Annotated in this window: 17 protein-coding genes; all 17 read right to left on the bottom strand. The window is 54.9% G+C overall.

Annotated elements, in window-relative coordinates; genetic code table 11:
* Positions 1-45: 45 nt before the first annotated feature.
* Positions 46-1596, bottom strand: coding sequence for an L-glutamate gamma-semialdehyde dehydrogenase (pruA, locus tag WMW72_RS21005; protein ID WP_341417521.1), 1551 nt, complete (start codon positions 1594-1596; stop codon positions 46-48).
* 5 nt (positions 1597-1601) lie between these two features.
* The gene (gene rocD, locus WMW72_RS21000) at positions 1602-2825 is read right to left on the bottom strand and encodes an ornithine--oxo-acid transaminase (RefSeq protein ID WP_341417520.1); all 1224 of its coding nucleotides are present in this window, start codon (positions 2823-2825) and stop codon (positions 1602-1604) included.
* Between the two features lie 176 nt (positions 2826-3001).
* Complete coding sequence (locus tag WMW72_RS20995; protein ID WP_341417519.1) at positions 3002-3184, bottom strand: hypothetical protein; 183 nt, start codon at positions 3182-3184, stop codon at positions 3002-3004.
* 95 nt (positions 3185-3279) lie between these two features.
* Positions 3280-4980 (bottom strand): methyl-accepting chemotaxis protein, encoded by a 1701-nt coding sequence (locus WMW72_RS20990; RefSeq protein ID WP_341417518.1) that lies wholly within the window; start codon positions 4978-4980, stop codon positions 3280-3282.
* A 185-nt stretch (positions 4981-5165) separates the two neighbouring features.
* On the bottom strand, positions 5166-5939 hold the full coding sequence (locus WMW72_RS20985) for an ABC transporter permease (RefSeq protein WP_341417517.1): 774 nt from the start codon (positions 5937-5939) through the stop codon (positions 5166-5168).
* Positions 5940-5955: 16 nt separating this feature from the next.
* Positions 5956-7005: an ABC transporter substrate-binding protein gene (locus WMW72_RS20980; protein WP_341417516.1), complete on the bottom strand. Its 1050-nt coding sequence runs from the start codon at positions 7003-7005 to the stop codon at positions 5956-5958.
* Positions 7002-7793, bottom strand: a complete 792-nt coding sequence (locus WMW72_RS20975; RefSeq protein ID WP_341417515.1) for a nucleoside phosphorylase — start codon at positions 7791-7793, stop codon at positions 7002-7004. Before WMW72_RS20975 ends, WMW72_RS20980 begins: the two co-directional genes overlap by 4 nt.
* Positions 7794-7834: 41 nt before the next feature.
* The gene (locus tag WMW72_RS20970; protein ID WP_341417514.1) at positions 7835-8602 is read right to left on the bottom strand and encodes an ABC transporter permease; all 768 of its coding nucleotides are present in this window, start codon (positions 8600-8602) and stop codon (positions 7835-7837) included.
* Positions 8602-9345, bottom strand: a complete 744-nt coding sequence (locus tag WMW72_RS20965; RefSeq protein ID WP_341417513.1) for an ABC transporter ATP-binding protein — start codon at positions 9343-9345, stop codon at positions 8602-8604. Before WMW72_RS20965 ends, WMW72_RS20970 begins: the two co-directional genes overlap by 1 nt.
* A gap of 250 nt (positions 9346-9595) precedes the next feature.
* The gene (locus WMW72_RS20960) at positions 9596-10873 is read right to left on the bottom strand and encodes a dihydroorotase (protein WP_341417512.1); all 1278 of its coding nucleotides are present in this window, start codon (positions 10871-10873) and stop codon (positions 9596-9598) included.
* Positions 10874-11010: 137 nt separating this feature from the next.
* Positions 11011-12666, bottom strand: coding sequence for a PucR family transcriptional regulator (locus WMW72_RS20955; protein ID WP_341417511.1), 1656 nt, complete (start codon positions 12664-12666; stop codon positions 11011-11013).
* Between the two features lie 161 nt (positions 12667-12827).
* Entirely contained in the window at positions 12828-13412 is a 585-nt protein-coding gene (locus tag WMW72_RS20950) for a hypothetical protein (RefSeq protein WP_341417510.1), read from the bottom strand.
* Between the two features lie 95 nt (positions 13413-13507).
* Complete coding sequence (locus tag WMW72_RS20945) at positions 13508-14314, bottom strand: response regulator transcription factor (RefSeq protein ID WP_341417509.1); 807 nt, start codon at positions 14312-14314, stop codon at positions 13508-13510.
* Entirely contained in the window at positions 14307-16175 is a 1869-nt protein-coding gene (locus tag WMW72_RS20940) for a cache domain-containing sensor histidine kinase (RefSeq protein ID WP_341417508.1), read from the bottom strand. Before WMW72_RS20940 ends, WMW72_RS20945 begins: the two co-directional genes overlap by 8 nt.
* Before the next feature lie 164 nt (positions 16176-16339).
* On the bottom strand, positions 16340-17980 hold the full coding sequence (locus tag WMW72_RS20935; protein WP_341417507.1) for an extracellular solute-binding protein: 1641 nt from the start codon (positions 17978-17980) through the stop codon (positions 16340-16342).
* A 71-nt stretch (positions 17981-18051) separates the two neighbouring features.
* Positions 18052-18927: a carbohydrate ABC transporter permease gene (locus WMW72_RS20930; protein ID WP_341417506.1), complete on the bottom strand. Its 876-nt coding sequence runs from the start codon at positions 18925-18927 to the stop codon at positions 18052-18054.
* A gap of 18 nt (positions 18928-18945) precedes the next feature.
* Positions 18946-19896: an ABC transporter permease gene (locus tag WMW72_RS20925; RefSeq protein WP_341417505.1), complete on the bottom strand. Its 951-nt coding sequence runs from the start codon at positions 19894-19896 to the stop codon at positions 18946-18948.
* Between the last annotated feature and the right edge of the window lie 57 nt (positions 19897-19953).

The raw sequence follows: 19953 nt of genomic DNA, 5'->3' as shown, positions 1-19953 counted from the left end.
TCTGGTCAACGGCCGCATGAATGCCTCCTAGACAGTGCGCCCGGTCTACAGCCGTTCAGAGATCAGCTTAGGCTGGGTGAACAGCAGCAGATAGTCGGGACCGCCCGCCTTGGAATCCGTCCCCGACATATTGAAGCCTCCGAACGGGTGAACCCCGACCGTGGCACCTGTGCACTTGCGGTTGATATACAGATTGCCGACATGGAAGTCCTCTCTCGCCCGCTCGATCCATGCGCGGTTGTTCGTATAGATAGCGCCGGTCAGCCCATAATCGGATTGGTTAGCTATAGCAATAGCCTCCTCCATCGTAGCTGCCTGAGCCATCGCCAGCACAGGTCCGAAGATTTCTTCCTGCATCAGCCGGGTATCCGAAGCCAAGTCTGCATAGATGGTCGGTGCGATGAAGAAGCCCGCCGAATCGTCATACGTCCCCCCGGTCACCAGCCTGCCCTCCTGCTGCCCTTGACGGATATACGAGAGGATCTTGGCATAGGCCGTGCTGTCGATCACCGGTCCGAGATCGGTGGACAGATCGAGCGGGTCGCCCTGCTTCAGCCGCTCCGTCAGCTCCCGGCAGCGTTCCAGCACCTCCGGGTATACAGCCTGATGCACAATCGCCCGTGAGCAGGCCGAGCACTTCTGCCCTGCATATCCGAATGCCGAAGCGACGATGCCCGCAGCCGCAGCCGATAGATCGGCCTCCTCATCGACGATGATCGCATCTTTACCTCCCAGCTCGCCTACGAACCGCTTCAGCCACAGCTGCCCCTTCTCCACCCGGGCCGATAGGGCATGCAGATGCACGCCTACATCCCTGGACCCTGTGAAGGACACAAACCGGGTGTGCTTATGTGCAACCAGGTAATCCCCGATCTCGCCCCCGCTGCCGGGCAGAAACTGAACGACGCCGTCCGGGACGCCCACCTCCCGCAGCAGCTCCATGAAGCGATGGGCGATAACCGGCGTCTGGCTGGACGGCTTGACGACGACCGTATTGCCGGCGACGATCGCAGCCGTCGTCATCCCGACCAGAATCGCCAGCGGAAAATTCCACGGCGGGATGATAATCCCTACACCCAGTGGCAGGTACACAAGCTGATTGCGCTCGCCCGGCACCCGGACCAGGTGAGCCGCACCCCGGCCGGTCAGCTCCAGCATCTGGCGGGCGTAATATTCCATGAAGTCGATCGCCTCCGCCGTGTCGGCATCGGCTTCCGCACAGGTTTTGCCGGACTCCAGCATGATCCAGGCCGAGAATTCATGCTTGCTCCGGCGCATCAGCGCAGCCGACTTGAACAAGTAATCGGCACGGGTCTCTGGCTTCACCCGCGACCAGGACGGGAACTGCGCATAGGCCGCCGCCACAGCCCGCTCGGCGAGCACCAGGTTGGCCTTGGTTACCAGGCCGACGATCTCGCCCTTCCTCGCTGGATTAACCGACGAGATACGCTGGTCTGTCTCATAAGGACGGCCATGGATCAGCGCCGGATACTCCCTCCCCAGCTTCGCGCGGACAACGTCCAGCGCCTGAAGCAGCTTCTGCTTTTCCACTGGATTCGTGTAATCGGTCAACGCTTCCGGAGCATATGGAATCATAGATGTCATCCTTCCCTCTTGGATTCATTCAAATTCTCGGCAAGCGCCTCGATAAGCTGACAGGCGGCGAAGTCCAGCGCATCCTGTTCGACCGTTAGCGGAGGGGCCAGCCGGATGATCGTGTCGTGCGTTTCCTTACACAGCAGTCCACGGCTCATCAGCAGCTCACAATAAGGACGCGCCTTCCCATACAGCTCGATGCCGATGAACAGCCCGCGGCCCCGGATTTCCTTCACCCACGGAAGGCGCAGCAGCCCTTGAAGCTGCGCCTGCAGGTACGTCCCCAGCTCCAGCGCCCGCTCGGCAAGCCGCTCCTCCTCCAGCACCCGCAGTGCCTCGGCCGCTACCGCACTGGCAAGCGGGTTGCCGCCGAAGGTCGAGCCATGCGATCCGGGATCGAATACCTGCAGCACTTCATCGTCGCCAGCCACAACCGAGACCGGCAGCACACCGCCGCCCAGCGACTTGCCGAGCACATACAGATCCGGCGTCACGCCTTCCCAGTCGCAAGCAAACATCCGCCCAGTCCGCCCGAGTCCCGTCTGGATCTCGTCGGCGATCAGCAGCACCCTGTGCTGTCTGCAGATCTCTGCCGCCTCCTGCAGGTAACCGTCTGGCGGGATGATGATGCCCGCTTCTCCCTGGATCGGCTCGACCAGAAAAGCTGCCGTATGCGGCGTCACCGCCCGTCGCAGCGCCTCAGCATCGCCGAACGGAACCGCTCGGAAGCCCGGACCGAACGGACCGAAGCCGTCCTTGTAGGCATCATTCGTCGAGAACGACGTAACTGTCAGCGTCCGTCCGTGGAAGTTGCCCGTGCAGACGATGATCTCGGCTTGATCTGCCGGGACCCTCCTGACCCGGTACGCCCATCGCCTGGCCGCCTTGATCGCCGTTTCGACCGCTTCTGCCCCTGTGTTCATCGGCAGGAATCGGGTCTTGCCCGTGAACCGGTGAAGCAGCGCATACAAAGCTCCCAGCGGCTCGTGGTGAAACGCCCGCGAGGTTAGCGCGACCTTCCCCGCCTGATCGAGGAGTGCCTGCATAATCCGGGGATGGCGGTGACCGTGGTTCAAAGCGGAATACGAGCTCAGCATATCCAGATAGCGGTTGCCCTCGATATCCTCCACCCAAGCTCCCTCCGCCCTAGCGATTACGACAGGAAGAGGCTGATAATTGGAAGCGCCGTACCGCTCGACTTCCCGAATGACATCATCCGAACTACTCATGGAAGCCCCTCCTTGGTCGCATCTTTTTTATTTTTGAATATTCAGACTTTTTATGGCGCTGTATACCATAGCTTATTCCGCTGCCCGGCGGAAGGTTCAAGCTTGCGAACAACCTAAAAACCGACATCTTCCCGGTAGGGTCGAATGTCGGTTTGGCTCGTGTATATGGAAAGCGGTTAGATGGAGTTCAGCTCGAACACCCGTTTCACTTCATTAAAATCCAGGTCCAATTGGTTGCAGCAGTCTTCCACTTTGCTGAAAAAGTTATTTTCCTCCGTGGGCTGGTCGCGTTCTACATAGTATAGATTAATTAGTCCAAACAACTCGGCCAACACTTCGACTCTCTTCACCTTATCCATGGTCTCATCCCTCTAGTCCTCTGTATATTTAGATCAAGAGTCTTTATTATACACAAACATGAATATTTATGCACGATAAATTTCTGTATCTTTCTCTACACGCGGAAACTGAGCAAGGATTGCTGCAATTCCTCAGACAGCTTGGCCAAGGAATCGGCCGCTCCTCTGATCTCCTCCATACCGGAGAACTGCTCCTGGCTGGAGGCACTGCTTTGGCGGCTTAGGGCCATTCCTTCGCGCGCAACCTGATTGGCGGCTTCGATCACAGATACGACTCTTTCGCTGCCAGCCAGCAACTGATCGATCGTTTCTTTGACCTCGCCGACTCCGGTGTATACTTGATCGAAGGAAACGTCGATTTGCCGGAATGCCACCTGCGCTTCATCGGTCTTAACCAGACCGAGCTCAGCTTCATGCAGACCATCCCGCATCGTGCTGCCGATCCGGTTCATCTCGGACTGGATCGAGGCGATCAGACGCTCGATCTCACGAGAAGAGCCGGAGGATTCGTCGGCCAGCTTGCGGACTTCCTCGGCGACGACCTGGAACCCTTTACCTGCCTCGCCCACTCTTGCAGCCTCGATGGCAGCATTCAAGGACAATAGGTTCGTTTGGGTGGAAATCTCGCGGATCACCGTAGCGAACTTCCCGATCTCTCTGACATGTCCGCCCAGCTGCAGAATGGTGGATTCCAGTTCCTTCACTGTGGAATAAATGGATTTCATCTGATCGGAAGCCGCCGATACGGTCAAAGCTCCGTTCTTGGAATGCTCTGCCGCCTGGCTTGCCGATATAAACATCCGTTCGCTGCTGTCGCCTATGCTGACTACATGCTCGCGGATTTGGTAAATATCCGTGGCCGCACTTTCAATGCTGGTGGCTTGCTTGTCCAGCTCCTGCTCCAAACGGCCGCTCGATTGTGCGATTTGCTCGGAAGCGGAAGCACTCTGCTCCGTGCTTGCCAGCAGCTCCTCTGAGCTGGCCGAGATGATCAGCGTGTGCTCGCCCACCTGATTAACCAGGTTGCGCAAGCCCTCGAGCATCTTGTTATAGGAGCCCGTCAACGCACCTACCTCATCCTGATACGGGTAGTTGCCTGTCGCAGATAAGTCTCCGGCTTCGGCACGCTTCATCAGGTCCTGCAGCGTGCGGATCGGATTCGTGATGACCAGATTGATGACATAGCCTACCCCGATAAAGATGGCAATCGCAATAATCGTTGCGACCCAGGACATCAGCTTCGCAGCTGTTGCTTCCTTCTCCGTGCGCTGGTACAGCGCTTCGGCAACTTGTTCATTTTGGGCGGACAGGCTGATGAGCAGTTCATTCAGTTGATTGCCCTTCACCCCGGCCTCGGTGACGAACGCATCGTAAGCCTTCGCTTCGTTATTCTGGGAGGCCAGCTCCAGCACGCGTTCAGCCGCCTTGCGGTAGTCCGGAAGCAGCTCCGTGTATTGACGGAACAGATCCGCCTCTCCGGTGCCCTTGGCAGCCTGCTCGTACTGGCGGATGACCTCATCCACCGCTTCGTTTTGCTTGCCCATCTTGGACTTCAGGAACTCATCCTTGGTCAGCATAAATTCCAGCATGCTGGCTTCATTCATCCGCATGGATGTTTGAATCGCGTTCACCCACTTCACCGGAAGCAGTTGATCCGTATACATCTTCTTCGTGTTCTGCGCCATGTTATTCATGTACACAGAGCCGATGCTGGCTACGATCAGAATCGCCACGATCGCAGCTACGTTCAAGATTAAGATTTTGTTGCGAAATTTTAAATTACGGAGTATCTCCACTCCAAGTCCACTCCTTGCAGCGAATTGCTTGCGCACCGCCGGTATTTTTCTTTATCTATGGTTTCCCGCTGGTGTGGTGTAGCTCTTGTTGCAAGTCATGTTGTTACTCAGCAGTATCGATAACAGGAAACACCCCTTCGTTCAGAGCTGTACGAGACAGATCGCTTCACGTCGGGGTATGGGACTTACATAATGACTTCCTGAGACTCATGCCAACGAAGCAGCTTCTTCTCCAGCTGGTTCGACAAGACATAGAGGATCAAGCCAATCAAACTCAAAAGCAATACGGCGGTCAGAATCATGTTGATGTCATACGTTTCGCTGCCCAGAATAACCAGGTAGCCAAGGCCGGCCTTGGCCCCGATCATCTCGCCGATCACAGCGCCGGTGATGGCATAAGTGGTAGAGACCTTAACGCCTGACATGATAGACGGCAGGGAATAAGGAATCTCCACCGACCAGAAGCGCTGCCACCGGTTGGCTCTCAGAATATGCAGCAGATCCTGCATATTCTTCTCGACCGAGCGCATACCTACAATCGTATTGACCATAATCGGGAAGAAGACGACCAAGATCACCAGCGCGACCTTCGATGTCGCCCCCAGCCCGAACCACAACAGAAACAGCGGAGCGATCGAGATTTTGGGAGCGATCTGGATCAGTACGATGTACGGATTGAACATCCGCTCCAGTACAGGATACTTGGCCAGCAGGTAACCGAACAACAACCCGCACACGCATCCGATGACAAATCCGATGAAAATTTCATACAACGTGATTCCGATATGGGTCCCCATATTGCTCATGGACATGATGCCCACAAACTTGGAAACAAATAAGGCGGGGCCCGGTAAAATTTGCACCGGCACTTTAAAGGCGGACACGTACGCTTGCCATAATCCGATAAATACCAGCAAGGTAATAGAAACGAGCAAGGTTTTGCGTCCAAGTCTGTTCATTAGTTGTTCACCCGGATTACTTTAGATTTGGCACGACCAGATCTTCGGCTTTAACGGCTGTCTTGATGATATCAAAGGTTTTTTGCGTATCGATCGAAGCTTGCCATCTTGCCAGATCGGCGGCACCATAGCCTTCTTTTTTCGTCAGATCGCTTTGCCACAGGTAAGGAATGAAGATTTCATTGAAGATTTTTTCTGTGATCTCCTGCTTGCCTTCGGCAGATTGAGCGTACTTCTTGATCGCCATGTCGACCGCTTCCTTCACATGACCCTTAATAATATAATCGAGCGACTTGTTCAGCGCTTGGTTGAAAGCGACAACGGTATCCTTGTTGCCAGCCAGGAACTTGTCGGAGGTTACGACTACGTTACCGAAGGAAGGCAGGAAATCGTCGGAGCGGATCTCGGCTACGTCGACGCCGGAGTTCTTCAGCTCAACGGTGCGCAGCATGGAGAACGTGATCGCATCCACTTCATCAGATACGAGGGCATTGACGATAGCGCCTGTACCTACGATTTTCGTGTTAACGTCCTTGATGTTCAAGCCGTTCTTCTCGAGCAATACTTGCAGTTGAATGTAGTTCGGGCTTCCGAAGCTAGTTACGGCAACCGTCTTGCCCTTCAGATCCTTCGGTTCTTTGATGCCCTTGCCATTTTTGAAAATGGTTGCACCCAGGCCGCGTTGGTAGGTCGTGTGAACGACTTTCACCGGAATGCCTTGGGACTTAGCTGTGATGACGGCATCTGCGTTCGGGAAACCGAATTGTACGTTGTCAGCCGCGACGTTCTTGACGATGCTTGCAGCATCGGCGTATACGAAATCGACGTCCAGGCCAGCGTCTTTGAAGAACCCTTGCTCCTTGGCTACATACATAGGAGCGTAATAAGGAGTAGCAGCTCCATCCATTTGAACCGTTACTTTTTTCACTTCTTTGGGCTTGGTTTCTGCGGCAGGAGCAGGCGTCCCGCCTTCGTTGCTAGGCTTCGCGGATCCGCATGCGGACATAAGGGAAGCCACCAGTGTCAGGCTCAGCAGCAGACCGAGCGATTTCTTCTTCTTCATCATTGAACTACACCCCTAGCGATTAGTTTGGTTACAGCATGCAGCGCCACTTGGCATAGTTTCATCTGGGCTTCCTCGTAGTCGACCAGCCATTGGTTCGTAATTCGGTTGGCATGAACGACAAGCAAAGTTCCCGCATAGGCTCCCATCACGGAAGCAATAGTTAACAGCGTCTCCGATTCCATCTCCAGATTCAGCACGCCGAGCGACTTCATTTCATCAATGATATCCGAGGAATAATTATACGGGCCGACAGTTCTGCCCTGACCATGGTAGAACGAGGATGTGGTCGCTCCAATACCTAGATGGTACCGGCAGCCCAGCTCCTCACAAGCTTCAATCAGTGCCTGAACCACATAGTGGTTCGCAACTGCAGGGAATTCAGGACGGGCATAATGACCGGTGCTGCCACCAAGCCGGACGCTGCCGGTATTGATGATCATATCCCCGCATTCGATGCCTTCCTGAATCGCACCCGTGCCGCCGATTCGCAGCAAGCACTTGGCTTTCAGGCGAAGCAGCTCCAGAACGGCGATTTCGGTCGAAGGACCGCCGATACCCGTCGAGCATACCGAAACCGGATTGCCCTTGTAAGCGCCTGTGCCGACCTTGAACTCCCGGTTTGAGCTGATGATCGAGTATTCGTCGAATAGCTGGCCGATCAGATCGACTCTGCCGGGATCGCCCGGCAGCAGGACGCAGGACGCAGTATCTCCTTCGGAAATTCGAAGATGCGGAACCTTCGTTCCTTCATAGAGCGGAAAGTCCGCTTGAATAAATCGTTTGCTCATAGCTGCTTCGCCCTTCCCCTGATGATCTTTCGCTTGCTTGACTATTTCACTTGCTTGGAGTCATGCCAGAACAAGAAGCGGTTTTCCAAGAAGCTGATTAAGGCATAGAAAATAATGCCGACGACAATTGTGTAAATAATGCTGGCGAACAGCATAGGAGAATTGTACGTCGTGCTGTTGAAGACGAGCAGATAGCCTAGCCCGCTTTGCCCGGAGATCCACTCGGCTACGATCGCAGCGATGACGGCCTGTACCATCCCGACCTTCAATCCAGCGAAGATTTGCGGCAGCGAGTGCGGCAATTCGACCTGGACGATGCGCTGCCACCAATTCAGACCCGTAATTTGCATCAGGCACTTGAGATTGTAGGTGACGCTTTTCAGACCGAAGATGGCACCCAGCATGACCGGGAAAAACACCATGGATACGATCAGCATCAGTTTGGACGTAAACCCAAGACCGAACCATATAACGAACAGCGGCGCAAGCGCGATTTTCGGTGCCGTTTGCGCGAGCAGGATATAAGGCATCAGCGCTTCTTCAAGCAGCTTGTATTTGCCGATCAGGTATCCGATTACGTACCCGAACACGATACCCAGCACGAATCCGGCTAAAACTTCACCTGCCGTGACGGAAAAATGATGCAGTAGATCCTGTGCGCTAAACATCTCGATCAAGGCTTTGCCTACATCAGCCGGGAGCGGAACGATAAAGGCAGGAACGTCGAAAAAGACGACATAAGCCCACCATATGATAACGAGAACCAGGATCGCTGCGACATATTGTCCGGCTTGCCTCAGTAGCTGCATTATCCCAACACTTCCCTTAGCTTTTTCACATAGTTGACGAACTCGATCGTTTCCTTTACTTCCACGGATCTGGGATGCGGCAGATTGATATCGATAATCTCATCGATCTTGCCCGGCCGCGGGGACATCACGATAACGCGGTCAGACAGAAAAGCCGCTTCCGAAATGCTGTGGGTGACGAACAAGATCGTCTTTTTCGTTTCTTGCCAGATCCGGAGCAGCTCGATTCCCATCTTGTCACGGGTCAGTGCGTCCAGGGCGCCAAATGGCTCGTCCATCAGCAGCACATCCGGGTTATAGGAAAGCGCCCGTACGATGGCCACACGCTGCCTCATACCTCCGGACAGCTCTCGCGGATACGCCTTCTCAAAGCCCTTCAGCCCGGCCAGCTCCAACAGCTTGTCGAGGTTCTCGAGGTTCTCCTTGGTTTCCTTCTTCTTGACTTCAAGCGGGAATTTCGCGTTCTGATATACCGTTTTCCAAGGAAGCAGGGTGGCATCCTGAAAAACAAAACCGATGTTATCGGATGAATTTTGCCATGTTATGGAACCCGAAGTCGGGGTATCCAGATTCGCGAGTATCCGCAGCAGCGTAGACTTGCCGCAGCCGGAAGGTCCGATGATGGAGATAAACTCGCTTTTTTTGACATCCAGATCAATATGCGTGAGCGCCTGTACCTCTCGACCGTCGCTTGCCTTGTAGATCTTGTTGACATCCTCTATGCGAATCGCTGTCGCAGACACAATCGATTACACCCCTTCGCCTTCATCAATTCCATCTAAGATATTGAAAGAAAAATTCTCTAATATTTTCTATTTGTTGTATCAAACCTATTCTATAATTTTATAATGTTATTAGATATATCCATTTGGACAAAAAAATATTTTTTATTTCGTCCAAGCGAACATATCTTTTTTTCAATTTTTATTTTCAGTCTACTTATCCAACCTATAATGTCAGATAATATGTCATGAAAATAACTGGGAACTGCCGTTAGAGCTCGTTATAGACGACATCGCCATGTACCATCGTCCACACCGCCTTGCCTTTCAGCTTCATTCCGGCAAAAGGTGTATTCCGGGATTTCGACTTGAATTTGTCGGAATCGACAATCCATTCCTTCTGCGGATCGATGATGGTCACATCGGCTGCAAGCCCCACCTCCAGTCTGCCTGACGGTAATCCCATGATAGCGGAAGGAATAACCGTGAGTTTGGAGATAGCATCCATCAACGACAGACGGCCCGGGTAAACGAGACTGGTCAGCGTAAGACCGACCGCCGTCTCCAAGCCGACCATCCCGAACGGCGCTTGTGCCAGCGGGCGACCCTTCTCCTCCAGCGTATGGGGAGCGTGGTCGGTGGCGATCACATCAAGCGTTCCGTCAGCGAGTCCGGCGATCACGGCCTCCACATCTTCACGGGTACGCAGCGGCGGGTTTACCTTGGCCATGCTGCCGCTCGTCAAAGCCTGCTCATCCGTGAGGGTGAAATGATGCGGCGCCCCCTCGGCGGTAACCTTCACCCCGCGGGCCTTCCCCTCTCGGATCAGTTGAACCCCGCGGGCCGTCGAGACATGCTGGATATGCAGTCTGGCACCCGTCTCCTCCGCGAACAATATATCGCGGGCGATGATCAGCTCCTCGCCCAGCCGTGGAATACCCGGATCGCCAAGCTGACGGCTGACCTCTCCCCGGTTCAGGGAGCCTCCCTTGACCAGATGATGGTCCTCGCAGTGAGAGCTGATCGGCACATCTAGCTCCGCCGCCTTCTGAAAGGCTGCATACACGAGCTGCGGGTCCATCACCGATCTCCCGTCATCGGTAAAGGTTACGGCTCCAGCTTGCTTCAGGCTGTCCAGATCGGTCAGCTCGGTGCCCTCCAGCCCGTAGGTCATCGCGGCCGACGAATACACATGGACCGCCGCCTGCTCCCTGCCAGTGCGCAGTACATACTCGAGCGTCTCCACCGTATCGATAGAGGGCTTCGTATTGGGCATACAGACGACAGAAGTAAATCCGCCGGCTGCTGCCGACTGGGCTCCGGTTGCAATCGTCTCTTTGTCCGGAAAGCCAGGATCGCGGAAATGCACATGGATGTCGACGAGCCCCGGCACGACGAGCAGGCCTGTCGCGTCAATGACCTGTTCGGCTGTTACATCGGCGATATCTCCGATATGGGATACCTTTCCCGCTTCGATCAGCACATCCGTGATTTCCATGAAGCCTGTTGCCGGATTGATCACGACTCCGTTTTTTACAAGCGTTTTCATTGGCAGCTGCTCCTTCGCTTTTCAATGTACTCAAATCGTATCAGGAATGAGCAAAACGGAACATGTAGGGCAGGACAAAAAAAGAAACCGACAGTTGTCGGTTCAGCCAAATCTCTCTTTTTGTTGTCAGGATTGCGTTAAAGACCCGATTGCAGAAGCAGGTCAATCTTCAGCCCCATCTGCAGCAGCAGACGCTGCTCCGCATCATGAACACTGCAATCGGTCAGCTGCTCGATCTTCTGCAGACGATACTTCATCGTATTGACATGCACGAACAGCTTCTCCGCAGTATCGGCGAGCGAGCAGTTATTGGCAAAGTATTCCTTGAGCGTAACGACCAGGCTCGCATTGTGGCCCCAGTCGTATTCGACGAGCTTGCCGATCGTCTCCTCATACAGCTTCTCCATCTCCCGCCAGTCCTTCATCTGGCCCAGGATACGGAAAATGCCCAGCTCTTCATAATGCACGCATCGCGTCTCGCCGCTCAGCGGCTTGCCCAGCTGTATCGCCTTGACGGCCTCCTTGTACCCTTCATGCAGGCCGGTCAGGCCTGGATAGAACCGGCCGATGCCCACGGAAAACTGCAGCTCCGAGAACTCCTGGGAGAGCTGCCGGCGCGCTGAAGCGGCCAGCTCCATCACTCCCGGCTTACGGGCGTCCGTCTTGTCCGTCCCCGGAATCCGGTCCCAGGGATACAGCACCACGATCAGCTCCTTGCGGATCGTGACGATCGCCTGGTGCGCATCGAACCGGAAGATGTCATACACCTTCAGCAGCAGCTTCCGCTTGCGCTCCTGGGCGCGCAGCGCTTCATGATCCGGCTTGCCGAGCGGCTTGGACGGGTCTGTGCAGGAGATGGCAAACACCTGGTAGTCCTTGTCCAGATCCCAGTTAAACATCCGGCCCTTATCCATCACCTCGACCGGGTCCTTCACATTGCCCAGGAGTACCTCGGATAGAAAATCATCCCGGTAGCTCTGCTCCACGTCGGCCCGCGTAATCACCTTCAGGAATTCGAGCGCCATCAGCGGAACGGTCCGGTCCAGGACGAGAAAATCCTGTTCGACAAACTCTCGCTTCGTCTGCCAGCAGGTCACATCGCCGTACAGTTCATCGTTGAGCAGCAGCGGCGTCACGATACAGGGTGTGCTGCGCTGATTGAGCAGCCGCTCCATGCGGATCGAGCGCTTCGCGATCTTGAGTTCATTCTTCTGCGCCCAGGTCAGCGGGGACACCTTGCGGTTCCACGAGATCGACTCCAGGGACGGAATTTCCGAGCCCAGGGTGATCATATTCTCCGCCATCTGCTGGACAGCCTCGACCAGTGCCGGAATTCCCTTGCCGCCCATGGCAAGCTCCGTAATCCACTGGAAGAACTTCTCCATCTGTTCCTTGTCGACATCCGATTTATTGAGACTGAGCTCCATGAGCGGTGTCATAATATCCAGGTAAGAAACCTCATCCTTGATCTCGATAATTGGGAAATTCAGGCGGTTGCCCTCATCCAGAATAATCTGGGGAATCTGCTCCACATAGCGTCTGGTCTTCACCGCCAGCGCAGAGCTGCCTACATCATGCAACTGCTGAACCAGACACCCGATCGCCACCGGATCATCCTTGATCGGATACAGGCTCGTCAGCAGCAGGTCATGGCCCTTCAGCCACCGGATCACATCCGGCACTTCCATCACCGTCGTATAATCAATCGTCCGGTGCAGCCCCTTCTCTCCGGCCACCACCCTGCAATGCGCCAAGCCGCCGATCCGCATCGCATCCTTGACCGTGACTCCCATCAGCCGCCCTCCTCGCGTACGAGTTCTGTTTACTAAGAAGACTATACCATAATTCTGCAAAATTCCTTAATAGAGAACAGTGAAAAACCGCCCGCGGCAGACTTGGGATAAGTCTGTGCCACTGACGGTATTGGGAGTCCACCTGACGGACGTACAGCCGGTTACTCGGTTCGGATCACTTGAATTCTGTTTATCTTTCTTGGCGGTTCGTCAGACGCTATGAAGGTCAGCATGAAGCCCTGCAACTCGTAGTTCATATAGTAGCCGCCATATGCTTCATTCGAATATTCCCTCGCAGGCTTGCCTAGAGTTTCCTTTACATCCTCTTCACTAATCCGAATACGAAAGAAATCGGGAGTTACCGAGATCTTGTTCAAGATGGTGTCTGGCCTCAAGTGGTTCAGTTCTTCGCTGCAGGAGTCATGCGCATAATAAAAGGTGGCTTTTGTCTGAGAGTGGCCATAAGAATACGTCCAGCACTCGTCATTGGCTATTTCTTCGGGACTTTCATGAGCGGCTATAACTTCCTGGAAGGAAGATCCTAATGGGGTCTCTACGCCTTCCAGCCTGCCCTGCTTGGCTTGCTCTCGCAGCACGATCAGAAGTTGTTGTTTCTGCAGCAGCTCCTGCCCGCTGCTCTCCACCTTTTCAACGAAAGGCGGAGGATGGACCTCCGTAACAACCGGTGGCTTACCGTAAAGAACTCCAGCTATTATCGCGCTAAGCAGTACCCACGCCTTAAACATCCCATCACCCTATCCGTATAAGGAATACGTTCCAATTTTTTACATAATTAGATACGTAAGGGCTGCCCGGTTTGTTGCAAAATAAAGCTATAAGTTTACAAAAACTTATTCCGGTATTCGGTCGGCGTCAGATTGAACTGCTTTTTGAAGCTCTCCCGGAAATGGTCCTGATCCGTGTAGCCGAGCCGGTCGCAGATTTCATAAATTTTGATCGAGGGGTCCTTCAGGAGCCGGGCTGCCTCCTCCATCCGGAGCTTGATCACGGCGTGATTGATCGTCATGCCTGTCACTTCCTTGAACAACAGGTTCAAGTACTTGTAGCTGACCCCGACGGAAGCTGCCACATCGGACAGGACCAGGTCGCGGCGGGTAAACTCCTCCTTGACCACCTGGATCGCCTGCTCGACGAGCTTCTTCTTCTTCAAGCTGCCTGACCATTCGCCAGGAGGCAGCGACTCCAGCACGTTGGGGAGCTTTTCCTTGGCCGCCTGCACAGCGAAGGCGACGCCCTGGCGCTCCTCCCGCTCCCGGCGCAGCGCCTCTACCACATGGGCAAGCACGCGCTCGATCTCAACCGGGTCGATCGGCTTGAGCACATAATCGAGCACCTGCAGCTTTACCGCCTGTCTGGCGTGCTCGAATTCATTGAGCCCGGATAGGATGATGCAGCGAATGTCCGGCTTACGCAGCCTAGCTTCGGCGATCAGCTCCAGTCCGTTCATCCGCGGCATCCCGATATCCGTCAGGAGCAGGTCAGGCTCCTCGCGGTCCAGCCAGGCCAGCGCATCCGCTCCATTCTCGGCGGCGCCCAGCAGCTCGATGCCCAGCTTCTCCCAAGGAATCATGCGAACGAGCGCTTCCCGTACGGTGCGGACATCCTCCGCGATCAGCAGCTTAAACATCGGTGTCATTCCCTTCTCTGGAGTAGATAGTCGCAGATGGTCCAGGCAGTACCACCTCGACGCAGGTGCCCTCATCCGCCTCGACATAGCGCAAGCCGAATGCCTCCCCGCACTGAAGCTGGATGCGCCGGTGCACATTCATCGTCCCGTAGCCGCTGCCTCCGCCGGACGGATGACCGGCAGGAGCCTGATCTGCCGGCTGCCTCAGCCTGCGGTTCAGCTCCGCAGCATCGCTGCCGCGGCCGTTATCCTCCAGGCGCAATACCAGCGCATCCTGCTCCAGACGCGCAGAGATGATGATCCGGCAGCCGGACGTACGGTCGGCGAAACCATGGATGACCGCATTCTCAGCGAGCGGCTGCAGCGTGAGATGCACGACCCAGGCGGGCAGCAGTTCTTCCGGCACCCGGATCTCCACCACCAGCTCCTCCAGCATCATCTGCTGGATGTGCAGATAGGCCTCGACCTGCTTAAGCTCCTCTCCAAGCACAATCCAGGCCTCCCCCCGGTTCAGCCCGAACCGGAACACATGGGCCAGCGAGCGGACAATCCGGCTCGTTTCCCCATCCCCGGTCATCATCGCCCGGCAGTTGATCAAATCCAGCGTGTTGTACAGAAAGTGCGGGTTGATCTGGGCATGAAGCAGTTCGAGCTGCAGCCGCTGGCGCTCCAGCTCCTCTGTAAACGACTTCTCGATCAACCCGTGCAGCGTGACCAGCATGGAGGCAAACTGCTGATTCAACGCATCCACCTCGTAGATGCCGGTCCGCTGGTCGGGCAGCGGCTCCCTGAACTCGACAACCTCAGGCCGCTGGATCGCATTCACCAGCCGGGTGATCGGGACGGTGACCCGTATAACAATCCGGCGCAGCCAGAGGCCGGCAACCAGCAGCGCCGCCGCTGCGGTAGCCGCTCCGATAGCGGAGATCGCGAACGTATACCGGCTGAAGTGGCTCTCTGGCACGATGGCCAGCAGCTTCCAGCCATTGCCCAGCGTGTCGAACATCACCCGGTGGTTCTCCCCGTCGATTCTAGTAACGACCGCCCCCTTAGAGCCGGAGAGCGCGCGCACATAGGGCAGCTCGCCCACCTCTTCCAGGAAGGCATACTTCTCGCTGAAGATGACCCGGTTCTCTTGATCCAACAGCAGGTAATATCCCATATCGAGCGGGGCATTGTCGAACACCCCCCGGATACTGCCGGTATCCGCGCCGACGAGTACGGTGCCGATACTCCGGCCGTCCTTGATGCTGGTCTTCCTTCTGGCGGAATAGATCATGGCTCCGCTCATCGTATCCGTCTGCTGTCCCCACCACTCGACCTGATGGTCCCCACGGTTCAGCTGTTGAAACCAAGGCTGAGACTGCAGATCCTTATTTTTCATAATCCCGGTCGTCGGGAAGAAATGATCCGGCGCCATCGCGTACAACCCGCTTTCCGGCTCCAAGGCTACAGCGACTACATAGGATCTCTGGCCGACCTTGTCTGACCCGGGATCGCTCAGCAGAGAGACCAGCGACAGATTTTGCAGGTTCGTCTGCAGCGTATAGAAATCGTCAATCGCTTCGTAGGCTTCTTCATGCGTATTTTCCAGCAAGTTCTCGATGGACTGGTTACTCAGGATGAAGGCGGCTACACTATTCATCGTATCGAACTGATAGCCCACATTGCGGTACACGAATTTCATCGATTGTTCGGACATCTTGAGCGTATGATCGTTCTGCACCCGAATCAGAATATAGCTGGCCGCCGAGGCGAAGATCGCAATGACAGTGACGATCAGGGCAAAGATCGGCAGGCTAAGCCTTGCCAGTAATTTGGAGCGGCTGCTCCGTACCCGCTGTGAGATCGTCATCTTCATGTTAAGTTCTCCTCTCTCGGCAGCCATGGAAGCCTTTCTTCTCATAGTAGCATACGGGATGGAAAGCGAATACATGACGAAGGCTCGACGGCGCATACATCCGCCGTCAAGCCAGTCGGTTGCGTTAGGGCAGCCGCTTGGTAAGAAGCTGCCTCCCAACAGGTTTATTTGCCGGACTTCTTCTTGAAGGACTCCTCCAGCTCGCTCAATATCTTGGTACCGCCCTGTGACTTCCACTTCTCTGCGAATTCGTCGAATTTCTTAATATCCGCGCCCATGATGATTTGCGTAAAGGTTGAGTCGCGCATCGTATTCAGCTCCACGAGCTTAGCGATTTTCGTCGGCGAGTCCAGATAGTTGGACGCATCTGTAATCTGGTATTTGTTATTGATGGCTACATCCAGCGCCTGGGAGGCACGCAGCGGCAGCGATTCCAGATAACGCGGCCAGCCCTTCAGTCCGGGTGCGAACAGATAGCTTTGGATGCCGCGGAAATTACCGTTTTTGTCCTGCATCGTTTTCGGATCGATCAGGTCGGTGACGATCTTCATCTTGCCGCCGTCTACCTTATAATCCTCGCCTTCCAGCCCCCAGACCGTCAGCATCTGATTCTCTGCCGACAGCGAGCTCTCGATAATCGCCAGCACCTTCTTAGGATCCTTTGTCTTGGCGCTGATCGCATGCATCTGGCCGAATGGAGCTCCCGCAGGAGCTACCGCCTTGCCGTCCGCTCCGACGATAGAATCTGTCAGCGTCAAATACTTGAACGGCTGCCCCGATTGATCCGGAAGCTTGCCGTCCGAGGCCAGCTTGCCGCTTTTCTTCAGCTCATTGGACTCAACCTGTGAATCATAGTCGTTGGGCGTAGACCACCAACCCATCCAGCTGAACAGCTTGCCGTTATACAGCTTCGCCCGCAGCTGCTCTTCTTTAATCGTCGCGAATTCCTTGTCGATCAGCCCTTCGGCATACATCTTTTGCAGGTATTGAAGCGCTTCCTTCATCCGCGGATCGATGTCGTAATTGCTGAACTTGCCGTCTTTCTCCGTGAAGTAGCCCGGCGTCACGCCAAACGCACCGAAGATGTGATCGAAGGAATTGTTCGCATACTTCTGCTGGCCGATCTGGGCCGTGTAGCCCCCGAGCGGGATGACATCCGGCTTTTCCGCTTTGATTTTCTTCAGCAGATTGTAGTATTCATCCAGCGTCTTGGGCGTCTGAGCGCCGGCACTCTCGACGTAATCCTTGCGGAGCACCAGATTCCAGCGATAGCCTGCCCCCGGCCCTCCCTGGTAAGGGATGCCGTAGATTTTACCGTTTACCTTGGCCTGCTCGAAGACCTCCTTGGGCACCTCTTTCAGGATATTCGGCGTATCCTTCTCATTGATCAGATTCGTCAGATCCACGAAGGCCCCTTGCAGGGCGTACTTCTGGAAGTCATCGGCGAAATCGATACGAACCACGTCGGGAATTTCCCCGCTGGACATTTTGAGATTCAGCTTGGTCTTATATTGCTGAACGTCCACCATCTCGGGGGTGATCTTGATATTCAGCTTTTTCTCCACGGCTTGCTTGACGGCATCCTTGGAGGGATCGTACGGCTTGGAAATATCCTGGGCTTTAAGCCATTTGAGCTCATAAGGCTCATCCGGCTTAGGAGCGGGCGCTCCCTCCTTGCCCGATGAGGCAGGCGGCGGCGTGGAAGCTCCCGGCTCCGCGGTTTTGCTGCAACCAGCCACCGTGACAGAACCTGCGAGTACAACCGCAAGCACACTGTACGGCCAAACTTTAACGGACTTGGACATGAAGACAGACCTCCTTGAATTTCACTTATATGATATAGGTACATCGTTGAAGCTGTATCTGGGGAATTTCTCTAACCCTTGACCGACCCGATCAGCATCCCTTGCTGAAAATACTTCTGCACGAACGGATAGATCAGGAGCATCGGCAGTGCGACGATGACGATCGCGGCCATCTGGATGCCTACCGTGGGTGGCGGCGTCGAGCCAGCGGCCTCCAGCAGCTCCGGCGGCAGGCTGGAGCTGGCAATCATCGTGCGGAGAACGAGCTGTACTGGCGCTTTATGCCAATCGGTCACGTAGATCATCGCATTGAAGAAATCATTCCAGTACACCACCAGATAGAGGAGTCCGATCGTCGCGATAACCGGCCTCGATAGGGGCAATACGATCTGCCACAGAATCCGGAACTCGGATGCCCCGTCGATCGCAGCGGATTCGCGCAGGCTTTCCGGGATCCCCTCGAAAAAAGACTTCATAATAATCATATTGAAAGCGCTATAGGCCATAACCAAAATCAGCACATAGCTTGTATTCAACAACCCGAGCTGCTTGATCGTGATATAGGTCGGGATCATCCCGCCCTTGAACAGCATCGTGAAGACGAAATATAGCATCAGGACCCGCCTGCCCGGCAATTTCTTCTCCGCCAGCGCGTAGGCCGCCGTCACGGTCAGGAACAGCGCCAGCACCACCCCTCCGGCTGTATTGCGGAGCGTATTGGCATAGGCGGAATAGATGAGCGAGCCTTCCTTCAGCAGATAAGCGTAGTATTCAAAGCTGAACGATGTGGGAAATAAAATCAAGCCGTTCTTTTCGCTGAAGATATGATATGGCGTCACCGATACGGAAATGACGTACCAGAAAGGTATGACGATTATGATCGTCAGCAGCGTCAATACGAAGTAATTGGTCGTAACAAAGGTTTTCTCCCCTGCTGTGAGCTTCATCGGTTCTCTTCCCTTTCCTCAGAATATGCCGGAATCATTGATCCGCTTGGCAAGCTGGTTGGCAATCAGCATCATCACCAGTCCGATCGCGCCCTTGATCACATCCGCGGCCGCGGCCAGGCTGAGACTGAACTGCTCGATGCCTACTCGGTAGATGTAGGTGTCCAGGATATCCCCGACCTCGAACACCATCGGATTATACAGATTGATCACCTGATCCAGCCCAGCGCTCATAATATATCCGACTCTTAGAATGAAGATCACGATGATCGTGCCGGTAATGCCCGGCAGCGTTACATGCAGGATCCGCTGAAGCCGGGTCGCTCCGTCCATGATGGCAGCCTCGTATACCTCCGGGTTCAGTCCCGCTATAGCAGCAATATAGATGATTGCGGCCCAGCCCATCTCCTTCATCGCGTCGGTCACCACCAGAATCACCCGGAAGTACGCAGGCTCGACCAGCAGATAGGCTGGACTGCCGCCGAAGAATTCAATGATTTTGTTAATGACGCCGGTTTCCGGTGAAAGCAGCAGCGTAATGATCCCCCCGTAGACGACCCAGGAGACAAACCGCGGCAGGTAGACCGCCGTCTGCAACGTTTTCTTGAACCAGGCGGAGCCGATCTCATTGAGTGCAAGCGCTAACAGAATGGGGCAAATAAATCCGCTGATCATCTTGTACAGGCTGATCAACAGCGTATTCTTGAAGGCATTCACAAACATCTCCGATTCGAACAGCATCCGGAAATATTTGAGCCCCACCCATTCGCTGCCTGAGAAGCCTTGAATCGCGTTGTAATCCATAAATGCAATGCTGATCCCGTACAGGGGCAAGTAATCGAAGATCAATACCCATGCCACGGCAGGCAGCAGCAGGATATACAGCAGCTTGTATTTCCACATCCTCCTTGCCTGCTTCATCAGCGGCTGCTCTCTGACTTCGGTGATCTTGGAGGTCACCCTATCCATAACGTTCTCCTCCATCCTCTCTCTAGCCGCACTGTCTTGCTTAAGAAAGTGCTTACA

The organism is Paenibacillus filicis (assembly GCF_038070315.1).
In the GTDB taxonomy this organism is placed as follows: Bacteria; Bacillota; Bacilli; order Paenibacillales; family NBRC-103111; genus Paenibacillus_G; species Paenibacillus_G filicis.
This window is presented reverse-complemented; position numbering and strand designations above follow the sequence as displayed.